Below are 18,650 nucleotides of genomic sequence, written 5' to 3'. Positions count from 1 at the left end.
CGAGGAGCTAGACATGGACCGGGAAAAACACGCGGAAGCCTTGGACGGACTGAACGGCGTCAAGCACAAGATCGCCATTTACTGGCGGCTTTATGTAGACTGGCTGGCCGGCCTCGGCTGGGGGCGGCTGGCGCTGATCTCGCTGCTGGCCTTGATTTTGAGCGGCGTGCTGGCCTTGAGCGGCGCGGTGGTTTTTTTGATACTGATGTCCTTCCTGGTCAAGGCCTGCGTCGCGCCGAAGCCGTCGCGGCCGGCGGCGCTGACGGGGAGGACCGAGGAAGAAATGAAGCAAGACCGGGGAGCGTATCGTGGATAGGCAAAAACATGCGGAGGCGCTGGCGGGCATTGACCTCGTCAGCCACAAGGCCTCCATCTACTGGTGGCTGTTTTTCGACTGGCTGGCCATCGTCGGCTGGGGGCGGCTGCTGCTAATCTGCTTCCTGGGCCTGATCATGGGCGGCATCATCGGAGTGCCGGTGCTGGCCTTCTTCCTGGGCGTGACCGTCTGCATCGTCAAGATCGTGGCCGGCGGCAAGCGCCGGGCGGACCTGCGCGCCGACGCGGCGGTGGTCCGCAGCCAGCAGGCCGAGGAGCTGGCCGAGGTGGAGGCGCTGCAACGCCAGCTGGCGGAGGCGCGGATGGGGGCGCTGCAGGCGCAGATCGAGCCGCACTTCCTGTTCAACACCTTGTCTTCGGTGTGCCAGTTGATGGAAACCGCGCCGGAGCGCGCCTTGCTGATGCAGAAGGCGCTGATCCGCTACCTGCGCTCCTCGCTGCCGGAGTGGCGGGAGTCGCCGGCGGAAACCAGCCTGGGCCAGCAGCTGGAATTGTCGCGCGCTTATCTCGACATCATGCAGCTGCGCATGGAGGACAGGCTGCGGGTGCGGCTGGAGGTGCCGGAGTCGCTGCTGGACGCGCGCTTTCCGGTGATGATGCTGCAAACCCTGGTGGAAAACGCCATCAAGCACGGGCTGGAGCCCAAGGCCGAGGGCGGCGAGATCGTCATCGGCGCCAAGGTGCTGACCGGCGAGCTGCTGGTGGCGGTCAGCGACAGCGGCGTCGGTTTTCCGGAGCAGCCGGGGCAGGGCCTGGGCCTGAGCAATATCCGCGAGCGTCTGGCCATGCTGCACGGCGAGCGCGCCCAGCTGTTGCTGGAAGTGTTGCCGGAAGGCGGCACCCGCGCCACCATAGGCCTGCCGTTCGCGCTGGTGTGAGCGGCCGGCCAGAACAGGACAGTGGATACATGAGCAAATTGAGCGCGGTGATCGCCGACGACGAGCGCCTGATGCGCGAGCAGCTGCGCATGGCCTTGCAGCGGGTGTGGCCGGAGTTGCGGATAGTGGCCGAGGCCCACGACGGCGCCGAGGCGGTGGAGCTGGTGCGCGAACACCGGCCGGACCTGGCCTTCCTCGACATCACCATGCCGGTGCAGAACGGCATCGCCGCCGCGATGGAGATGGACGGCCTGTGCCCGGTGGTGTTCGTCACCGCCTACGACCAGTACGCGATCAAGGCCTTCGAGGAAGGCGCGGTGGATTATCTGCTCAAGCCGGTGGAGGACGAGCGGCTGTCGCGCACGCGTCAGCGCTGGGAGCAGCGGCAACTGGCGCTGCCCACGCACTGGCAGGCGTCCTTGCAGCAACTGAGCCGCCAGTTGGCGCGGCCGGACTACCTGCGCTGGATCAAGGCCTCGGTGGGCAACAGCCTGCGCATGATCAGCACCGGCGAGGTGCTGTTTTTCCAGTCCGACGAAAAATACACCCGGGTGCAGACCGCCGGTTGCGAGGCCTTGATCCGCATGCCGATCAAGGAATTGCTGCAGGCGCTGGACCCGGACGAATTCTGGCAGATCCACCGTTCCACTCTGGTGCGGGTGGACGCCATCGAACAGATCAAGCGCGACGACGGCCAGCGCGGCCTGCTGCTGCAATTGCGCGGCTATCCTGAGCCGTTGGAAGTCAGCCGCAGCTACGCCCATCTGTTTCAGCGCATGTGAGCCTGGAGCGGCCGGACGCTTATTGATCGTAGGCGCCGTCCTCGAAGTCCCGTTCCATCCGCCGGTACTGGGCGCTGTTCTTGAGGCGGACCAGGCCTTCGTTGAAGCGGTCCAGCAGCCACTGGCTTTGCGGCTGCGCCCGGCTCAGCATCAGCCGGTATTCGTTGCGCTCCCACACCTTGGGCGCGTAGACGATGGCGGCGCGCTGTTCCGGGGTGAAACGCCGGCGCAGCAAGGACTGCCCCACCGATTTGACCAGCGGGAAAAAGTCTATGCGCTCCGCCAGCAACTGGCGCATGCCGCTTTCTATGTCCTGGGTGCTGTCGTTGCGGATATGGCCGGCGCGCACCGCCTCGCCCCACACGCCCAGCTTGGAGCCGTTGGGCGTGGCCATGCGCAGGCCGTACAAGTCCGGCAGCGCCGCCGGGGCGAGCGGGCGCTTGGCCAGGTGAAACGCCACTTCCTCGTCCACCACCACCGGCAGGCTGAACAGCGCGAACCGCTCGCGCTCCGGCGTGATCGACCACACCACCGAGCCGGCGATCTCGCCGCTGCGCACCATGGCCTCGGCCCGCGCCCAGGGGAAATGCCGGTAGCGCACCGAGATCCCGGCCAGGCGGAAGGCCTCGCTGACGATATGGGAGGCATAGCCCTGCTGCGGCAGCTTGGCGGACAGATAGGGCGGCCACTCGCCGCTGGCCAGCACCACCTCCCGCGTCGGCGGCGGCGCGGCGGCGAGACGGGGCGCGGCGAGAACGGCGCAGCAGATCAGCGCCAGGCGAAGCGGGGACCAAATCATGACAACGTCCGATAGGGTTTTTTCCAGACTAGCAGGTTTGCCGCGCCGCGCCCCGGCATGAAAACTGCTTGCCCCAGCTCGTCGCCGCGGCCTTTGCGCGGCGTTCAACGGGGAAAGAAAAGATGAGCACGATCAGAATGGCGCCGGCGCTGGCGGCCGGCGATTATTCGCGCCTGAGCGCCTTGTTGGCCGACTGCGTCGCCGGCGGCGCCTCGGTGGGCTTTCTCGCGCCCTTGCCGGAGGCGGAGGCCGCCGCTTATTGGGCGCAGGTGGACGCCTTGCTGGGCGCGGGCCTGCAATTATGGCTGGCGGAAGAGGACGGGGCCTTGCTGGGCTGCGTGCAGCTGGCGCCCTGCCAGCGCGGCAACGGCCGCCACCGCGCCGAGGTGCAGAAGCTGCTGGTGCATTCGGCCTGCCGCGGCCGCGGCGTGGCGCGCCGATTGATGGCGGCCTTGGCGGATCATGCACATAAACAGGGCATACGGCTGCTGGTGCTGGACACCGAGGCCGGCTCCGGCGCGGAAGCGGTCTACCGCAAGCTGGGCTGGAGCAAGAGCGGGGAGATTCCGGACTACGCCGCCAGCCCGGACGGCCGCCTGCACCCCACCGCCTATTACTTCAAGCGTTTGTGACGGGAGGACGGTTTAGACCCGCTAACAACACTCCTGATCCAGCGTTGCGCCTCCTTGTCGTACCGCGTGTACATTCCGCTTTTTCGCTAGTTTTCGCCTTGTCTCGCCCTTGCTCGCGAGACTTTGAACAGGCTCTTAGCGAGCGGCGGAGGCGGCCAGCGCGTCGCGCACCGCGGAGACGACCTGTTCCGGTTCGGAGAATTGCGGAAAGTGGCCGCTGCGGGCGGCGACGAGGTGGCGGCCGCGCGGCGACAGCGCCGCCAAGCGGCGCTGGCCTTCGGCGCGGGCGTCCTGCACCGCTTTGGAGGTGAGCCAGGCCAGGCCCGGCGCGCCGCCGCTGATCACGAACAGCGGGATGTCGGGGAAGGGCGGCGCTTCGGCGATCTGCTCCGCGCTGCGGCGCAAGTGGCCGGTTTCGTTCAGGGTGTCCCGGTCCTGGGCCAGGTCCAGCGCCCGGCGCAGCAACTGGCCCAGCCGGCCTTGCCGCGCGTCCAGCGCGCTGATGTCTTCCGGCGCGACGGCGTCCAGCAGCACCACGGCGGCCACTTCGCCGGCGTAGCTGCGGGCGAACAGATTGGCGATCAGGCCGCCCAGCGCGTGGGCCACCAGCACATAGGGCGGGGCCAGGTCCGCCTTGAACAGCAGCGCGCGCAGGGTTTCCATCATCGCGGCGCCGGTCTGCGCCTCGCGGGCGTTGCCGCTGTTGCCGATGCCGCAGCGGTTGTAGGCGAACACGCCGCTGAGCGCTTCCAGTCCCGGCAGCACTTTGTACCAGCTTTCCATCGGCGCGCCGGCGTCGTTGATCAGCACGATGGGCGGGGTCGCGTCGCCGACGGCGATGTATTCCATGGCGACGCCGTCGACGGCGGCGGTGAGCTTTGGGGGCAGGGTGGTCATGGCGCGAGCGGGCGGCGGCCGCCGAAATTTGTCTATCTCATTGTTTTTGTAAGCGGAAAATTAATTCAGTTCCTGAGTTTCATGATGGCCGCGGGGTTTTTTGTCCCTCCGGCGGCCGGTCCAGCCTCTGGCCCAGTTCCGCGGCCAGGTAGTCCACCCAGGCGCCGACGCGCGGCGCCAGCGCGCCCTGTTTGTAGAACACCGCCCAGATGGTCTGGCTCCACGGCAGGCTGACGGCGTCCAGCACCGGCAGCAGGCGGCCGCTGCGCAGGTCTTCGGCGGTGAGCAGGTCGTTGAGGCAGGCGATGCCGGCGCCGTTCAGCGCCAGATGCAGCAAGGTTTCGCCGCTGGAGGCGGCGAGCGCGGGCTGGATGGCCAGGCCGTTGCCGCCGCGGTGGCGCAGCGGCCATTGATTGAGCGTTTCCGGCGCGGTGAAGCCCAGCAGCCGGTGCCGCGCCAGCGCGTCGACGTCGTCCGGCGCGCCGCGGTGGCGCAGATAGTCCGGCGAGGCCACCAGGCGGATGCGGCTGTCGCCCAGGCGCCGGGCGCTGAGGCTGGAGTCCGCCAGCGCGCCCATGCCGACGCGGATGGCGACGTCGGCGCGCTCTTCTATCAGGTCGACGATGCCTTCCGCGCCCACCAGCTCCAGCCGCACCAGCGGATGGCGCTCCAGGAAGCCGGCGGCCAGCGGCGCGATCAGCCGGGTGAGGATGGGGGTGGCGGCGTTGACGCGCAGCAGGCCGCTGGGCTGGGCCAGGCTGGCGGCCAGCTGGGCCTCGGTGTCCTGCAGCTCGGCCAGGATGCGCCGCGCGCGCTCCAGCAGCCAGCGGCCTTCCGCCGTCAGGTCCAGCCGGCGGGTGGTGCGGGTGATCAGCGCCACGCCCAGTTGTTTTTCCAAGCGGCTGACGCTGCGGCTGATGCCGGACGGGGTTTGGTTCAGCCGTTCCGCGGCGGCGGAGAAGGAGCCGGCGTCTATGACTGAGACAAACGCAATCAATGCCTCCATTGGCAGCATTATTGACTCCTGAGCAAAAGTTTTTGTCAGTGAAGCGGATTTTTCCGCGGCTGGCAAGCGCGGAGAATGCGGCCTTATTCGTTTGGCCCGCAAGGGCGGGCCCGATTCGGCTTTTCTTTGGGAGAACATCATGCCGCTTGCCTTATGGGCGCTGACCTTGAGCGCCTTCGCCATTGGCACCACCGAATTCGTCATCGTGGGCCTGATTCCCACCATAGCCGCCGGCCTGGGGGTGTCGCTGCCGTCCGCCGGCCTGCTGGTCAGCCTGTACGCGCTGGGCGTGGCGGTGGGCGCGCCGCTGTTGACCGCGCTGACCGGCCGCGTGCCGCGCAAACCCTTGCTGCTGGCGCTGATGGCCTTGTTCACCCTGGGCAATCTGGTGGCCTGGCAGGCGCCGGGCTACCAGGCGCTGATGGCGGCGCGGGTGCTCACCGGCCTGGCGCACGGGGTGTTCTTTTCCATAGGCTCTACCATCGCCACCGGCCTGGTGAGCAAGGACAAGGCGGCCAGCGCCATCGCGCTGATGTTCAGCGGCCTCACGGTGGCGCTGGTGACCGGGGTGCCGCTGGGCACCTTCATCGGCCAGACCCTGGGTTGGCAGGCCACTTTCCTGGCGGTTTCGGCGCTGGGCGTGCTGGCCTTGGTCGGCAGCCTGCTGCTGGTGCCCGCGGACATCCCGCAGCCGCCGCCGGCCTCGCTGGCCGCGCAGCTGGCGGTGCTGAAACGGCCGCGGCTGTTGCTGGTGTACGCGATGACGGCCCTGGGCTACGGCGGTTCTTTCATCGCCTTCACCTATCTGGCGCCGCTGCTGGAGCAGGTCAGCGGCTTCGCGCCGTCGCGGGTGGGGCTGGTGATGCTGGTGTACGGCGTGTCGGTGGCGGCGGGCAATATCTGGGGCGGCCGTCTGGCGGACCGCAAGGGGCCGGTGCGCGCCTTGCAGATCATCTTCGCCTTGCTGGCGCTGGTGTTGCTGGCGCTGACCTTCACCGCGCCGTCGCCGGCCTGGGTGGTGGCCACGGTGCTGGCCTGGGGCGCGGTGGCCTTCGGCAATGTGGCCGGTTTGCAGCTCTATGTGGTGCGGCAGGCGGAACGCGACGCGCCGCAAGCGGTGAACGTGGCCTCCGGCCTGAACATCGCCGCCTTCAACGTCGGCATCGCCGGCGGCGCCTGGGCCGGCGGCTGGGTGGTGGCGGAGCTGGGTTTGCTGGCCACGCCGTGGATAGGCGCGCTGGTGGTGCTGGCGGCCTTGGCCTTGACCACCTGGTCCGGCGCGCTGGACCGCCGCGCGGCGCGGACGCCGGCGCTGTGTTCGCAGCCGGTTTGACCGCAGGATCAAGACTTGAAACACGCAGCGCCGCGGGGCGCGCAACGGAAAGGAAGTTCATTCATGGATATGCCGAAAATTGGTTTGGGAACCTTCCGTCTGGAAGGAGAGCAGGTGGTGGACTCGGTGTTGACCGGGCTGGAGTTGGGTTATCGCCACATCGACACCGCGCAGATTTACGGCAACGAGGCCGAGGTGGGCCTGGCCTTGCGCCGGAGCGGGCTGCCGCGCGAGCAGGTCTTCGTCACCACCAAGATCTGGACCGAGAACCTGGGCCGGGAGCGTCTGGCGGACAGCCTGCGCCGCAGCCTGGAGCTGTTGGGCGTGGAACAGGTGGACATGACGCTGATCCATTGGCCGTCGCCCGGCGACGCGCTGCCGGTGGCGGAATACATGGAGGCGCTGGCCGAGGCCCGGCAGCAGGGGCTGACGCGGCGGATAGGCGTGTCCAATTTCACCATCGCCCATCTGCGCCAGGCGCTGGCGGCCTTGGGGCCGGGGGAGATCGCCAGCCAGCAGGTGGAGGCGCATCCCTTCCTGCAAAACCGCAAGTTGCTGGACTTCTGCCGCGAGCAGGGGGTGCCGGTCACCGCCTATATGCCGCTGGCCTACGGCAAGGTGATGGCGGAACCGCTGTTGCAGCGCATCGCCGCGCGCCATCAGGCCAGCCCGGCGCAGGTGGCCCTGGCCTGGCTGCTGCGCCGGGGGTTGTCGGTGATCCCGTCGTCCACCCGGCGCGCCAACCTGGCCGCCAATCTGGAGGCGGAGGCGCTCAGTTTGAGCGAGGCGGACATGGACGCCATCGCCGGTCTGGAGCGCGGCGAGCGGCTGGCCAATCCGGAGTTCAGCCCGCGCTGGGATTAGGCGGACCAAGGCCGGCTGTAGCGCGGCGGCAACTTGCGCGCGGATTTGCCGCCGGTCAAGGAAATGGGGAATGGCGGCGCCGTCCGGCTTGAGGCGGCTTTCCGGCCAGTGGTATGTTTGTGGTATTCCCGGCCCGGCCGCGCGCCGCGCCGTTTGATTCTCCATTTCTCCAGGTGGCGATGATGTCCAAACCCCGTGCCGTATATTTGCAGTCGGGCGGCCCGACTGCGGTGTTGAACGCTTCCGCGCAGGGCGCGATTGAAACCGCGCGCAAGCGCGGCCTGTCGATGTACGGCGCTTTCGACGGTCTGGCCGGCTTGCTGGAGGACCGCTTGTGCGACACCGACGCGGTGTCGGACGAGGCCATCGCCCAACTGGCCTTCATGCCCGGCGGCAGCTTCGGCGTCAGCCGGCGCATGATAGGCGGCTTCGCCGAGGCCGGCGACGACTGGAGGCGGCTGCGCGAAGTGCTGGCCCGGCACGACATCCATTATCTGCTGGTCAACGGCGGCAACGGTTCGCTGGGCTGCGCCGAAAGGCTGGCGGAGTTCGAACGCCATATGGCTTATCCGCTCAAGGTGGTGGGCATTCCCAAGACCATAGACAACGATCTGGTGGGCACCGACAACAGCCCCGGCTACGGTTCCTCCGCCAAATTCCTGGCCAGCGCGATGCGCGAGGTGGGCCTGGACATGACCAGCATGGGCTGGGGCCGGGTCTTCATCATGGAGACCATGGGCCGCCACACCGGCTGGTTGGCGGCGGCCTGCGCGGCGGCGGCGCGCAATGAGCGCGAAGCGCCGCATTTGCTGCTGCTGCCGGAAGTGGCTTTCGACGCCGAGCGCTTCCTCGCCGCGGTGGACGATAGGCTGGCGCGCTTCGGCCAATGCGCGATCGCGGTGGCGGAGGGCATTACCGACGCCGACGGCCGCTTCGTCGCCGAAGCCAAGAAGTCCGAGGTCTACGGCCACGAGCAACTGGGCGGCGCCGGCCACTGGATCGCCCAGCTGCTGCTGCGCGAACGCGGCATTTCCGCGCACGTGGCGCAGGTGGATTACCTGCAGCGCGCCGGCGGCCATCTGGGATCCAGCATGGACGTGCGTCAGGCCTACATCATGGGCGAGCGGGCGGTGGAGTGGCTGCTGGCCGGCAAGAGCGGGGTGATGGCCGGCATCAAGCGCGTCCAGAACCATCCCTATTGCTGGGACGTGGTGGAAGTGCCGCTGGCGGTGGTGGGCGATCAGGAGAAGCGGCTGCCGCCGGAATTCATCGGTGCCGACGGCTTCAGCGTGACGCCGGCCTTCCTCGACTATGTGCGCCCCTTGATGGAGGGCGAGCGGATTCCGCCGTTCAAGGACGGCTTGCCGGATTACCGGCCCATCGCCTGGCCCAAGGTGTGAGGCTGTTTGCAATCCAGAAGAAAACCCGGCGGAGCCGGGTTTTTTTATGGTGCGGCGCGCGGCGCGGCGTTTTCAAACGCGGATTGAAAGAGTCTGCGCGCGCCCGGCCTGTTTGGCCGCGAGCGGCGTCGCCATACTGGCCGCCTGAGGCGTAGGCAAGCGCGCCGCCGCCGATTCATCATTTCAACCACGGAGAACCACGTCTTGACGACATCGCCCCTGATCAGCATCGCCGTGCTCAAGGCCAGGCCCGGCCAGCGCGAAGCGCTTCGCGCGGCGCTGACCGCCTTGGTCGAACCTACCCGCCGCGAGGCGGGCAACCTCGATTACACCCTGTTCGAGCTCAAGGACGAGCCGGGCAGCTTTTACATGCGGGAAGCTTTCGTCAGCCGTTCCGCGCTGGACGAGCACTTGGCCGCGCCTTATTTCCAGGCTTTCGAACAGCGCTTCGACGAATTGCTGGCGGAACCGATCAAGCTGATTTTTCTCGACAAGGTGGCTTGAGCGGAGGCATGAAAAAGGCCCGGCAGCGGCCGGGCCCGTTGGCGGGAGGGGCGTAGAGGCTTTTACAGCACCAGGCCGCCGATCAGCGCCGACAGGATGCTGACCAGGGTGGAGCCGTACACCAGTTTCAGGCCGAAGCGGGACACCATATTGCCGCGCTCCTCGTCCAGGCCCTTGACCGCGCCGGCGATGATGCCGATGGAGCTGAAGTTGGCGAAGGACACCAGGAAGATGGAGATCACGCCTATGGTGTATTCCGACAACTGGGAGGTGAGCTTTTTCAGTTCCATCATCGCCACGAATTCATTGGTCACCAGTTTGGTGGCCATGATGCTGCTGGCCGGCATGATGTCGGCGGCCGGGATGCCCATCAGCCAGGCCAGCGGGTAGAACACATAGCCCAGCACGTACTGGAAGTTGACGCCAAAGATGGCATCGAAGATGTGGTTGACGGTGGTGATCAGCGCGATGAAGCCGATCAGCATCGCGCCGACGATCACGGCGATCTTGAAGCCGGCCATGATGTAGTCGCCCAGCATTTCGAAGAAGGACATGCGGTGGGCGGCTTCGGCGCTGATCAGCTCATCGTCGTCCTGGCTGGCGTCGTAGGGGTTGATCAGCGACAGCACGATGAAGGTGCTGAACAGGTTGAGGATCAGCGCGGTGACCACGTAGCGCGGCTGGATGATCTGCATATAGGAGCCGACGATGGACATCGACACCGTGGACATCGCGGTGGCTGCCAGCGTGTACATGCGCTTTTCCGAGAAGCTGCCGATGATGTTCTTGTAGGCGATGAAGTTCTCGGACTGGCCGACGATCATGGAGCCTACGGCGTTGAAGGATTCGATCTTGCCCATGCCGCTGATCTTGGCCAGCACCCAGCCTATGCCGCGTATCACCCAGGGCAGCACGCGGATGTGTTGCAGGATGCCGATCAGCACCGAGATGTAGACGATGGGCATCAGCACCTTGAGGAAGAAGCTGAACTCGCCCTGGTTGAGCAGGCCGCCGAACACGAAGTTAGTGCCTTCGCCGGCGTAGCTCATCAGCTTGTCGAACACGCCGGCCACGCCGCCCACCAGGGTCAGGCCGTAGCTGGAGTGCAGCAGGAAATAGGCCAGCGCCAGTTCCACCACCACCAGTTGCAGCACGTAGCGGATCTTGATGTTCTTGCGGTCGCGCGCCACCAATTGGGTCAGCAGGAAGACAACCAGCAGTCCGAAGACGAATTGAAATATGTGCATGTTTATTGCCTTGATGGGCCGCCCTTCAGGCAGGAGCGGCGACGTTCGGCGGGCGTGCCCGCTGTGTGTGCTTGGTATTGTTGATTAGGCGAACGGCGAATTTTGACATGAAGCTATCGAGGATTCCATGTAAAACGCATTCGCCCGCCACTGTGCGCTTATCCGCCATCGCAAACCAGCCGGTTTGATCAAACAAGCTGCGCGGCGACGGCAAAAATAAAGCCCCCGGCCATGGCCGGAGGCTTGTCGCATGCGGGTCTACTGCGCTTGCTGTTCCGCTTCGCGGCGCGCTTGCTCGGCGAAATAATAATCGCGGCGCGCTTGCTTGGCCGCGGCCTTTTCCGCCAGTTCCCGCTCCTTCTTGGCGGCTTCCGCCGCCGCTTCGGCGCGCTGCGCCGCCTTGACCGCTTCGCGTTCGGCTTCTTCGGCGGCTTCGATCACGGCGATTTCGCTGCGGCTCTTGCACGGGCCGGTCTTTTCGAACCAGGCCACGGATTCCACGTGGGCGGTGTGCGGGAACATATTGATGATGCCGGCCGCCTTCAGCGTGTAGCCCTTGGTGTGCACCAGCACATTGGCGTCGCGCGCCAGCGTGGCCGGGTTACAGGACACGTAGACGATGCGCTTGGGCGCGGTGTCTTCGGTGATGGCCTTCAACAGCTGCACCGCGCCGTCGCGCGGCGGGTCCACCAGCATCTTGTCGAAGCGGCCGAGCGCGGCGAAGGATTCCTCTGTGACGTCGAACAGATTGGCCATTTCATAGCTGACCTGGTCCTGCAAGCCGTTGTGGGTGGCGTTTTCCACCGCGCGCTTGACCAGGGGCTGGCTGCCCTCCATGCCGTGCACGCTGGCGCCGGAGCGGGCGATGGGCAGGGTGAAGTTGCCGATGCCGCAGAACATGTCGGCGATGCGCTCGCCCGGCTGCGGGTCCAGGAATTTCAGCGCGCGCGCCACCATCACCGCATTGATTTCGGGGTTCACCTGGGTGAACTCGGTGGGGTAGTAGGGCATTTCCACGCGGTATTCCGGCAAGCTGTAAGTCAGCTTGGGCGCGTCCAGCGGGTAGACCGGATAACAGGTGTCCGGCCCCTTGGGCTGCAACCACATTTGCAGCGGCCGCTCCTTGCTGCCGTGGGCGTCGGAGAAGGCGCGCAACAAGGCGTGGTCGGCGTCGTTGATGGCTTCCATATTGCGGAACACCAGGATGTCCACCTTGTCGCCCACCGCCAGCTCCACCTGGGGCATGCGGTTGTTGATCGACAGTTTGTAGATCATCTCGCGCAGCGGCACGATCAGGTCCGAGATATGGCGCGGCAGGATGTGGCACTCGCGCATATCGGTGATGTAGGTGGAGCGCTTCTCGTGGAAGCCCACCAGCACGCCGCCCTTTTTCTCCACCAGCCGCGCCGACATCCGCGCGCGGTGGCGGTAGTGCCAGGCCGGGCCGGCGATGGGGGTCAGCACCTGTTGCGGCTTGACCCGGCCGATGCGGGCCAGATTGTCTTCCAGCACCCTTTGCTTGACCGCCACCTGGGCGCTGAACTCCACATGCTGCATCGAACAGCCGCCACAGGTGCCGTAATGCGGACAGCGCGGCTGCGTGCGCAGAAAGCTTTCCTTCAGCACCTGGCTGGTGTTGGCGTTTTCGTAGGAAGACTTCTTGCGATAGGCGCTGTAGACCACGGTTTCATAAGGCAGGGCGCCGTCGATGAAAATGGTCTTGCCATCGACGTGGGCGACTCCCCGGCCTTCGTGGTCCAGCGACTCGACCTGGGCGATAGTCTGTTTGTGCGTCATGGTGTTGCTTGGAAAATCAAACGGAAAGCGGCGATTTTCTCAAATTATCCGCCGGCGCGCAGGGGTTTTTTGTCGGCGTCGGCCGGCGCGCCGGTTTCCACCTCCAGCCCGGCGGCCTTCCATTGCGGAAAGCCGCTGTCCAAGCGCCTGGCGTTCAGGCCGCGCGCGCGCAAGGCCGCCACCGCCTGGGTGGACAGCACGCAGTAGGGGCCGCGGCAGTAGGCGATGATTTCGGCGCCGGCGCGCAACTGCGCCAGGCCTTGCGCCAGTCGCTCCGGCGGCAGGTTCAGCGCGCCGGGCAGGTGGCCGGCGGCGTATTCGTCCGCCGGCCGCACGTCCAGCAGGATCAGGTCGCCGTCGCCCAGCCGCGGCAGCAGCTGGTCCAGGGTGACGCCGTCCAGCGCCTCGGGGCGGGCCGCGGCGTAGTCCAGCAGCGCGCGGATGGCGGCGCGGCGGTGCTCGGCCTGGCCGCGCAGCGCGTCCAGCACGGCCAGGATGGGGCCGTCGCCCAGCCGGTAGTGCACGCGCTTGCCGTCGCGGCGGGTCTGGACCAGGCCGGCGCGCTTCAGGAGCTGCAGGTGTTGCGAGGCGTTGGCGATGGACAGGCCAGCCAGTTCGGCCAGCCGCTCGACCGGGCGTTCGCCCTGAGCGATGTGTTCCAGCAGCAACAGACGGTGGGCGTGGCTCAGGGTGCGGGCCAGCTCGGCCAGATCGGCGAAGCGTTCCGGAGCGGGCGGGAGGGGGCTGGGCATGGGCGGCTTTCAAAATATCATTCAATCAATCTATTTAATGATAATCTATTGGCCTGGTTTTGTCTGCGCCCGCGTCCTGTCGGGCGGATATTGAACGATTCTTGGGGAGAGGGCATGGATGCGGTAACGGAATGGCTGGCGCGCGGCGCGCTGGTGGGCGTCGGCGCCACGGCGGTGATGGACGCGTGGGCATGGCTGTTGCGGCGCGGCTTCGGCACGCCGTCCCTGGATTACGCGCTGGTGGGGCGCTGGATCGCGCATTGGCGGCGCGGCCGCTTCCTTCACGCCAGCATCGCCCGCGCCGAGCCGGCGCGCGGCGAGCGGGCGCTGGGCTGGCTGGCGCATTATCTGATCGGCGGGGCGTTCGCGCTGTTGTTGCTGGCGGCGTGCGGCGCGGCCTGGTGGCGAGCGCCGACGCCGGGGCCGGCGCTGTTGTTCGGCCTCCTCAGCGCGGCGGCGCCCTTCCTGCTGATGCAGCCGGCGATGGGGGCGGGCTTTTTCGCGGCGAAGACGCCGCGGCCATGGCTGGCGCGCCGGCGCAGCCTGATGGCGCACGCCAGTTTCGGCCTGGGCCTGTACGCGGCGGCCTGGGTCTTGGCGCATTGGCCGGAACTTTGAGCCAAAGCCGGCTATGCTGGCGTAAAACCGACAATATTAGCGGCGGTCGGGCGGGGCGGAGGGCTTGGTAATAGTCAGAATCTTGCTTTCCCACGCTTTCTGTTAGAATCGAACAATAGTGATTTTAGATATGGTGCGGTATGTTGAAGCGATGTGTTGGGCTGTTGGGGTGGCTTGGGCTTGGCGTGACGCCGTTGGTCGGCGCGGCGGTGATTCCCGAGCCTGATGTGCAGGTCAACCCCGCGGGCCTGCATCTGGTGCTGAATCTGCCGCAGGCGCGGCTGTTCCAGTACCAGGACGGCAGGCTGTCCAAAATCTACCCGGTGGCGGTGGGCAAGATGCTGACCCAGACCCCGACCGGCAGCTTCGACATCACCGGCATCTACAAGGCGCCGGCCTGGCATGTGCCGCGCTCCATTCAGGAAGAAATGCGCCGCAGCGGCAAGGAAGTGCAGACCGTGGTGCCGCCTGGGCCCAAGAACCCGCTGGGCCCGGTGTTCATCCGTTTCGGCGAGGCCAAGCTGGGCCTGGGCTTCCACGGCACCAACGCGCCCGGCTCGGTGCCGGGCTTCCGCAGCCACGGCTGCGTGCGGATGAAAAACGACGACGCCCTGTCGTTGTCCAAAACCGTGGTCCGAGGCGACGCGGTCACGGTGGCTTATCAGACCGTGTTGCTGAACCAGGACGCCGCCGGCGAACTGTGGCTGACCGCTTACCGCAACCACTACAAGCAGGACGATCCCTCTTTCCCGATGCTGGCGGAAACGCTGCTGGCCTGGCAGAAGCAGAAGTCCGCGGTGGTGTTCGGCGCGCGGGTGGACCAGGCCTTGAAGGCGCGCAAGGGCGTGCCGGTGTGCCTGACCTGCAAGGACGTGGCCAAGGCCAAGGTGGACGGCGATCTGTCCGCGGTGCGCTGGCTGTCGCCGGGCAAGGCGGACGACACCCAGTTCGCGCGCGAACCGGCCGGCCGCGAGCCGGGCGGCCCTCTGCCGGCCCAGGCGACGCCGCCCGCGTCCGCGCCGCAGCACGCGCCGGCGGTCGCGCCGTCTTCGGCGCCGGCCTCTTCGCGCGCCGCCGTGCGCGGCCAGCCGCCGCGTAACGGCCGTCCGGCCTGATTCAGTCGGCCATTTCCCCCGCCAATTCCCCAACGCGCCGCAAGGCGCGTTCGTACGCCGGGTTCCACGGATAGCAGCAGGACAGCCGCACGCAATTGCGGTAGCGGCCCTTGGCCGAGTACAGCGTGCCGGGCGCCACGGTGATGCGCTCGGCCAGCGCCGTCTGGAACAAGGTCATGGTGTCCACCCCGCTGGGCAGCTCCACCCACAGCAGGCAGCCGCCGGACGGCGAGGTGGCTCGCGTCTGCGCCGGAAAACAACTGGCGACGGTGCCGCGCAGCCGCTCCATCTGGCTCATGAAATGGCGGCGTATCAGCCGCAGGTGGTGGTCGTAGCCGCCGGTTTCCAGGTATTCCGCCAGCGTTTCCTCCAATAGCCGCGGCTGGGCCAGCGAACTGGCGAACTTCAGCCGCGTCACTTCGCGCAAAAAGCGCCCGGGCGCGATCCAGCCGATGCGAAAGCCCGGCGCCAGCGTCTTGCTGTAGCTGGAGCACAGCAGCACCCAGCCGTCCCGATCGTAGGCCTTGACCGCGTCCGGAGTGGCGCCGTCGTAATGCAGGTCGGCGTGCGGCACGTCCTCGATCAGCGGCACCTGATGCTCGTTGACCAGCGCCGCCAGTCTTTGCTTGGCTTCGGCCGGCATGGTGCAGCCCAGCGGGTTGTGCACCGTGGGCATGGCCACGATGGCGTTCAGCCGCTTTTCCGACAGTAGCAGCTCCAGCGCGTCCAGCGACAGGCCGTTGGCCGGGTGGGTGGGAATCTCGATCACGCTCAGGCCCAGGTTCTTCAGCGTGGGCAGCAGCGCGAAATAAGTGGGCGATTCCAGACCCACGGTGTCTCCCGGCTTGCAGCAGGCGCGCAGCGCCAGTTGCAGCGCCTCGGTGCAGCCGTTGGTGATCACCAGGTCTTCGGCGGCCAGCACGCAGCCCCAGCTGACCGCGCGCTGGGCGATCTGGCGGCGCAGCCGCTCCGAGCCGGGCGGGAACGGGTAGTCGGTGGTCAGCTCCGGGTGCTGGCGCAGCAGCCGCCCCATGATGTGCTTGAAGCGGGTGGTGGGGTAGAAGTCGCTGCCGCGCGGGCTGGCCAGCGACAGATCGATGAAGTCCTCCCGGGTTTGCGCCGTCATCACCGCCTCGATCTGGTCCACCACTTCGCCGGCGTGGTGGGCGGCGCTTTGCCGGCGCATGCGCGGCAGCGGCAGGGTGGCGGCGGATTTGACGTAGAAGCCGGACTGCGGCCGCGCCTCGATCAGGCCGCGGTCCTCCAGCGTGCGGTAGGTCAGCAGGATGGTGGACGGGCTGACCTTGTGCATCTCGCAGGCCTTGCGCACCGAGGGCAGCCGTTCGCCGGGCTGCACCACCCCGGTCTGGATCAGGGTGATCCATTCGTTGACCAACTGCTGGTACAGGGGTTCGTCGCTCATGCTTGGGCCTCGCTGACAGATATGAGGGTCGCCATCGGTACAATTTCCGGAAAAAGCGACCATAACAGTTTTGTTATTTTATAACTGTTATGGTTCCAATTCAATTTTTCTGAATCTGTATTCGTCCTTGCCGCGGCGTTATCATTCTCGCATTGAAAACAAACCGCGCCCGGACCATCCTGGCGCCTTCAATGGGCTGGAACGGTAATGAATTTTGTTGCATTGGTAACTTATTTGTTGGTGATGTCGATCACGCCGGGGCCGAACAACCTGGTGCTGGCCTCGTCCGGGGTCAATCACGGTTTTTCCCGCACGGTGCCGGCCTTGCTGGGCATGTCGCTGGGCTTGTCGGTGCAGGTGGGCTTGCTGACGGTGTTTCTGGGCAGCCTGATCGCCGTCATCGCCTCGGTGCAGCTTTACCTGGCGATGGCCGGTTGTCTCTATCTGCTGTGGCTGTCCTGGGGCATGGCGCGCTCGGCGCCGGCCGCGGGCGAATCCGGCGGCGCGCCGATGGGCTTCTGGGGCGGAGTGCTGTTCAATTGGCTGAACCCCAAAGTGTGGCTGATGGGCTTCAATATCGCCATGGTGTTTCTGCCGGCCAAGATGAACGCCTGGCACGCGGGCCTGCTGTTCGCCGCCTTGACCTTCGTCATCGGCCTGCCCTGCATTGCCCTGTGGGCGGGGTCCGGCGTGGCCGCGCGCCGCTTCCTGGCGTCGCCGCGCCGGCTGCGCGTTTTCAATTGCGGCATGGCCGCGATGCTGGCGGTGACCGCGATCTGGTTGCTGCTGGAAATGCTGCCGGCGCAGTCCCTGCACGCGCTGCCGCAAATGATTTGATGAATAGCTAAATCGATAGGGATGTTCTTGCTGGGGACATCGTCTATGCTGTCCAAAAGGGTAGGTGGCCTATCGTACAGGTATCCCGGACGACAGATTCGGGCCGCGATGGGCCGATCAGGCGGGCAGCCGAAGCGGGGACATCATCATGACAGCAGCGGGATTCGACGGCGTGTATCGTTCGAGCACGTCTTTCTACGGGGACAAACCGTCCCCGTCCTTGGTTCAGTACTTGGAAAAATATCATGTCGCGGGCGGCGGCGCCGGCCTGGATCTGGGTTGCGGCCAGGGTCGCAACGCCTTGTTCCTGGCGCAGCAGGGCTTCGCGATGACGGCGGTGGACGGCTCGGCGGAGGCGATCGCCAGCCTGGGCGAGGCGGCGGACCAGCGCCGGCTGAACGTGGGCGGCAAGGTGGCGGATCTGGCCGGCCTGGAGCTGGAGCCGGAGCGTTACCGGCTGATCGTCGCCAATACTTCGCTGGACCATTTGGGCGCGAACGAGGGCGAGGCGCTGGCGCGCCAGATGGCCGCCGCGCTGGAGCCGGGCGGTTATCTGTTCGTGTCGGTGTTCATGGTCGACGATCCGGGCTGCGACGCCCAGGGGCGGGTGGCCAGCGAAACGGCTTCCTACGTCAAGCACTACTATCAGTCCGGCGAGCTGCGCCGGCAGTTCTCGGCGCTGAGCCTGCTGGCTTATCAGGAGGAATACGCGCTGGACGTGGGCCACGGCCAGCCGCATTACCACGGCATCGCCCGGCTGTTCGCGCGGCGCGATCACTAGAGCGTCGTCGTCACCGACGCGCGGCGGGCTTTATCGGGCTCTCAGAGCCTGTTCAAAGTTAAGGCGAGACAAAGCGTTGCGGTTGAGAGAGCGGAGTCGCGTTTGGCGCATGAGCATTTCGAAGTCGTGCTCGCCGTGTAAGGCCCACGACACGCAGCAGACTTTGAACAGGTTCTCAGAACTCCAGCGCCCGGCGTATCACCCCCTCCTTGTCGGCCGGCTGCCAGCCGGCCGGCTTCAGCACCTTGCCGTCCTCGCGGCGCACAATCTTGCCGTCCACGCATTTGCGCATATTGGCGGCGTGGATTTCCCGGAACATGTCTTCCAGCGGCAGGCCTTGCGACATCAGCAGGCCGCTGAGCACATTGAGCACGTCCACGCCTTCGGCCAGCAGTTCCGCCATGCGCCGCGCGCGTTCCGCCTCGTCGCCGTCCTGGCGCTTGTAATCGGCCAGCGCCTGCTGGAATTCCGCCAGTTCCTCGCCCAGCATGGTTTCCCACATTGCCAGCTGTTGCGGCTGCCATTGCGGCCGCTGCGGGCTGGGAATGTCGAACTGGTGCATGAACTGGCGGCGCAGAGCGAAGAAATTTTCCATGATGTAGGTGCTTTCTGTTTTTTTAATCCATATATTGTGTTTTATCGGCGGGCT

20 protein-coding genes are annotated in these 18,650 nt (G+C 66.4%); 12 read left to right on the top strand and 8 right to left on the bottom strand.

Features of this window, described 5'->3' with window-relative positions; translation table 11 throughout:
• The first annotated feature begins 13 nt into the window (after positions 1-13).
• The 3 genes from JW897_RS16410 to JW897_RS16400 are packed head-to-tail and all read left to right on the top strand — an operon-like array spanning position 14 to position 1,996.
• Positions 14-316, top strand: a complete 303-nt coding sequence (locus JW897_RS16410) for a hypothetical protein (RefSeq protein WP_205466939.1) — start codon at positions 14-16, stop codon at positions 314-316.
• On the top strand, positions 309-1,214 hold the full coding sequence (locus JW897_RS24635; RefSeq protein WP_205466938.1) for a sensor histidine kinase: 906 nt from the start codon (positions 309-311) through the stop codon (positions 1,212-1,214). Before JW897_RS16410 ends, JW897_RS24635 begins: the two co-directional genes overlap by 8 nt.
• 29 nt (positions 1,215-1,243) lie before the next feature.
• A complete protein-coding gene (locus tag JW897_RS16400) occupies positions 1,244-1,996 on the top strand; it encodes a LytR/AlgR family response regulator transcription factor (protein ID WP_205466937.1) in 753 nt (250 codons plus the stop codon).
• Between the two features lie 19 nt (positions 1,997-2,015).
• Here the strand turns inward: JW897_RS16400 and JW897_RS16395 are convergent, their stop codons facing one another.
• Positions 2,016-2,795 (bottom strand): substrate-binding periplasmic protein, encoded by a 780-nt coding sequence (locus JW897_RS16395; protein WP_205466936.1) that lies wholly within the window; start codon positions 2,793-2,795, stop codon positions 2,016-2,018.
• 122 nt (positions 2,796-2,917) lie between these two features.
• Between JW897_RS16395 and JW897_RS16390 the strand changes: the two genes are divergently transcribed.
• A complete protein-coding gene (locus tag JW897_RS16390; protein WP_205466935.1) occupies positions 2,918-3,427 on the top strand; it encodes a GNAT family N-acetyltransferase in 510 nt (169 codons plus the stop codon).
• A gap of 135 nt (positions 3,428-3,562) precedes the next feature.
• On the opposite strand, the gene JW897_RS16385 is transcribed toward JW897_RS16390, so the two are convergent.
• Both JW897_RS16385 and JW897_RS16380 read right to left on the bottom strand, forming a co-directional pair.
• Entirely contained in the window at positions 3,563-4,324 is a 762-nt protein-coding gene (locus JW897_RS16385; RefSeq protein ID WP_048413314.1) for an alpha/beta fold hydrolase, read from the bottom strand.
• A 79-nt stretch (positions 4,325-4,403) separates the two neighbouring features.
• Positions 4,404-5,339: a LysR family transcriptional regulator gene (locus JW897_RS16380; RefSeq protein WP_048413315.1), complete on the bottom strand. Its 936-nt coding sequence runs from the start codon at positions 5,337-5,339 to the stop codon at positions 4,404-4,406.
• A gap of 130 nt (positions 5,340-5,469) precedes the next feature.
• On the opposite strand from JW897_RS16380, the gene JW897_RS16375 reads away from it, so the two are divergent.
• From JW897_RS16375 to JW897_RS16360, 4 genes are all read left to right on the top strand, one after another.
• Positions 5,470-6,663, top strand: a complete 1,194-nt coding sequence (locus JW897_RS16375) for an MFS transporter (protein WP_048413316.1) — start codon at positions 5,470-5,472, stop codon at positions 6,661-6,663.
• A gap of 63 nt (positions 6,664-6,726) precedes the next feature.
• Positions 6,727-7,527, top strand: a complete 801-nt coding sequence (gene dkgB, locus JW897_RS16370; RefSeq protein WP_205466934.1) for a 2,5-didehydrogluconate reductase DkgB — start codon at positions 6,727-6,729, stop codon at positions 7,525-7,527.
• A 182-nt stretch (positions 7,528-7,709) separates the two neighbouring features.
• The gene (locus JW897_RS16365) at positions 7,710-8,927 is read left to right on the top strand and encodes a 6-phosphofructokinase (protein WP_082158808.1); all 1,218 of its coding nucleotides are present in this window, start codon (positions 7,710-7,712) and stop codon (positions 8,925-8,927) included.
• Positions 8,928-9,131: 204 nt separating this feature from the next.
• Positions 9,132-9,431: a putative quinol monooxygenase gene (locus tag JW897_RS16360; protein ID WP_048413318.1), complete on the top strand. Its 300-nt coding sequence runs from the start codon at positions 9,132-9,134 to the stop codon at positions 9,429-9,431.
• Positions 9,432-9,493: 62 nt separating this feature from the next.
• On the opposite strand, the gene JW897_RS16355 is transcribed toward JW897_RS16360, so the two are convergent.
• The 3 genes from JW897_RS16355 to JW897_RS16345 form a co-directional block, all read right to left on the bottom strand.
• Positions 9,494-10,678: a NupC/NupG family nucleoside CNT transporter gene (locus JW897_RS16355; RefSeq protein ID WP_205466933.1), complete on the bottom strand. Its 1,185-nt coding sequence runs from the start codon at positions 10,676-10,678 to the stop codon at positions 9,494-9,496.
• 258 nt (positions 10,679-10,936) lie between these two features.
• Positions 10,937-12,475, bottom strand: a complete 1,539-nt coding sequence (gene rlmD / locus JW897_RS16350; RefSeq protein WP_048413320.1) for a 23S rRNA (uracil(1939)-C(5))-methyltransferase RlmD — start codon at positions 12,473-12,475, stop codon at positions 10,937-10,939.
• Positions 12,476-12,519: 44 nt separating this feature from the next.
• Positions 12,520-13,227 (bottom strand): ArsR/SmtB family transcription factor, encoded by a 708-nt coding sequence (locus JW897_RS16345; protein ID WP_205466932.1) that lies wholly within the window; start codon positions 13,225-13,227, stop codon positions 12,520-12,522.
• A 114-nt stretch (positions 13,228-13,341) separates the two neighbouring features.
• Between JW897_RS16345 and JW897_RS16340 the strand changes: the two genes are divergently transcribed.
• Both JW897_RS16340 and JW897_RS16335 read left to right on the top strand, forming a co-directional pair.
• Complete coding sequence (locus JW897_RS16340; RefSeq protein WP_205466931.1) at positions 13,342-13,845, top strand: DUF2938 domain-containing protein; 504 nt, start codon at positions 13,342-13,344, stop codon at positions 13,843-13,845.
• A gap of 185 nt (positions 13,846-14,030) precedes the next feature.
• A complete protein-coding gene (locus tag JW897_RS16335) occupies positions 14,031-14,960 on the top strand; it encodes a L,D-transpeptidase (RefSeq protein ID WP_338030577.1) in 930 nt (309 codons plus the stop codon).
• A 1-nt stretch (position 14,961) separates the two neighbouring features.
• Here JW897_RS16335 and JW897_RS16330 read toward each other — a convergent pair whose 3' ends face one another.
• A complete protein-coding gene (locus JW897_RS16330) occupies positions 14,962-16,383 on the bottom strand; it encodes an aminotransferase-like domain-containing protein (protein WP_048413322.1) in 1,422 nt (473 codons plus the stop codon).
• 207 nt (positions 16,384-16,590) lie between these two features.
• Here JW897_RS16330 and JW897_RS16325 point away from each other — a divergent pair, with 207 nt between their 5' ends.
• Positions 16,591-17,220 carry a LysE family translocator gene (locus JW897_RS16325; protein ID WP_048413323.1) on the top strand — a complete coding sequence of 210 codons (630 nt, stop codon included), beginning with the start codon at positions 16,591-16,593 and terminating at the stop codon, positions 17,218-17,220.
• A 148-nt stretch (positions 17,221-17,368) separates the two neighbouring features.
• Positions 17,369-18,001 (top strand): class I SAM-dependent methyltransferase, encoded by a 633-nt coding sequence (locus JW897_RS16320; protein ID WP_082158802.1) that lies wholly within the window; start codon positions 17,369-17,371, stop codon positions 17,999-18,001.
• 175 nt (positions 18,002-18,176) lie between these two features.
• Here the strand turns inward: JW897_RS16320 and JW897_RS16315 are convergent, their stop codons facing one another.
• Positions 18,177-18,596: a pyrophosphohydrolase domain-containing protein gene (locus JW897_RS16315; RefSeq protein WP_205466929.1), complete on the bottom strand. Its 420-nt coding sequence runs from the start codon at positions 18,594-18,596 to the stop codon at positions 18,177-18,179.
• Between the last annotated feature and the right edge of the window lie 54 nt (positions 18,597-18,650).

Origin of the sequence: Chromobacterium alkanivorans, assembly GCF_016937655.1 — a bacterium.
In the GTDB taxonomy this organism is placed as follows: Bacteria; Pseudomonadota; Gammaproteobacteria; order Burkholderiales; family Chromobacteriaceae; genus Chromobacterium; species Chromobacterium alkanivorans.
This window is presented reverse-complemented; position numbering and strand designations above follow the sequence as displayed.

Excerpts from the sequence above, each read along its gene's own strand:
- JW897_RS16340 (WP_205466931.1), top strand. The coding sequence starts at position 13,342 with ATGGATGCGGTAACGGAATGGCTGGCGCGCGGCGCGCTGGTGGGCGTC.
- JW897_RS16365 (WP_082158808.1), top strand. The coding sequence starts at position 7,710 with ATGTCCAAACCCCGTGCCGTATATTTGCAGTCGGGCGGCCCGACTGCG.
- JW897_RS16330 (WP_048413322.1), bottom strand. The coding sequence starts at position 16,383 with ATGAGCGACGAACCCCTGTACCAGCAGTTGGTCAACGAATGGATCACC.
- JW897_RS16345 (WP_205466932.1), bottom strand. The coding sequence starts at position 13,227 with ATGCCCAGCCCCCTCCCGCCCGCTCCGGAACGCTTCGCCGATCTGGCC.
- JW897_RS16355 (WP_205466933.1), bottom strand. The coding sequence starts at position 10,678 with ATGCACATATTTCAATTCGTCTTCGGACTGCTGGTTGTCTTCCTGCTG.
- JW897_RS16315 (WP_205466929.1), bottom strand. The coding sequence starts at position 18,596 with ATGGAAAATTTCTTCGCTCTGCGCCGCCAGTTCATGCACCAGTTCGAC.
- JW897_RS16385 (WP_048413314.1), bottom strand. The coding sequence starts at position 4,324 with ATGACCACCCTGCCCCCAAAGCTCACCGCCGCCGTCGACGGCGTCGCC.
- JW897_RS16400 (WP_205466937.1), top strand. The coding sequence starts at position 1,244 with ATGAGCAAATTGAGCGCGGTGATCGCCGACGACGAGCGCCTGATGCGC.
- JW897_RS16410 (WP_205466939.1), top strand. The coding sequence starts at position 14 with ATGGACCGGGAAAAACACGCGGAAGCCTTGGACGGACTGAACGGCGTC.
- JW897_RS16375 (WP_048413316.1), top strand. The coding sequence starts at position 5,470 with ATGCCGCTTGCCTTATGGGCGCTGACCTTGAGCGCCTTCGCCATTGGC.
- rlmD (WP_048413320.1), bottom strand. The coding sequence starts at position 12,475 with ATGACGCACAAACAGACTATCGCCCAGGTCGAGTCGCTGGACCACGAA.
- JW897_RS16325 (WP_048413323.1), top strand. The coding sequence starts at position 16,591 with ATGAATTTTGTTGCATTGGTAACTTATTTGTTGGTGATGTCGATCACG.
- JW897_RS16320 (WP_082158802.1), top strand. The coding sequence starts at position 17,369 with ATGACAGCAGCGGGATTCGACGGCGTGTATCGTTCGAGCACGTCTTTC.
- JW897_RS16390 (WP_205466935.1), top strand. The coding sequence starts at position 2,918 with ATGAGCACGATCAGAATGGCGCCGGCGCTGGCGGCCGGCGATTATTCG.
- dkgB (WP_205466934.1), top strand. The coding sequence starts at position 6,727 with ATGGATATGCCGAAAATTGGTTTGGGAACCTTCCGTCTGGAAGGAGAG.
- JW897_RS16395 (WP_205466936.1), bottom strand. The coding sequence starts at position 2,795 with ATGATTTGGTCCCCGCTTCGCCTGGCGCTGATCTGCTGCGCCGTTCTC.
- JW897_RS16380 (WP_048413315.1), bottom strand. The coding sequence starts at position 5,339 with ATGCTGCCAATGGAGGCATTGATTGCGTTTGTCTCAGTCATAGACGCC.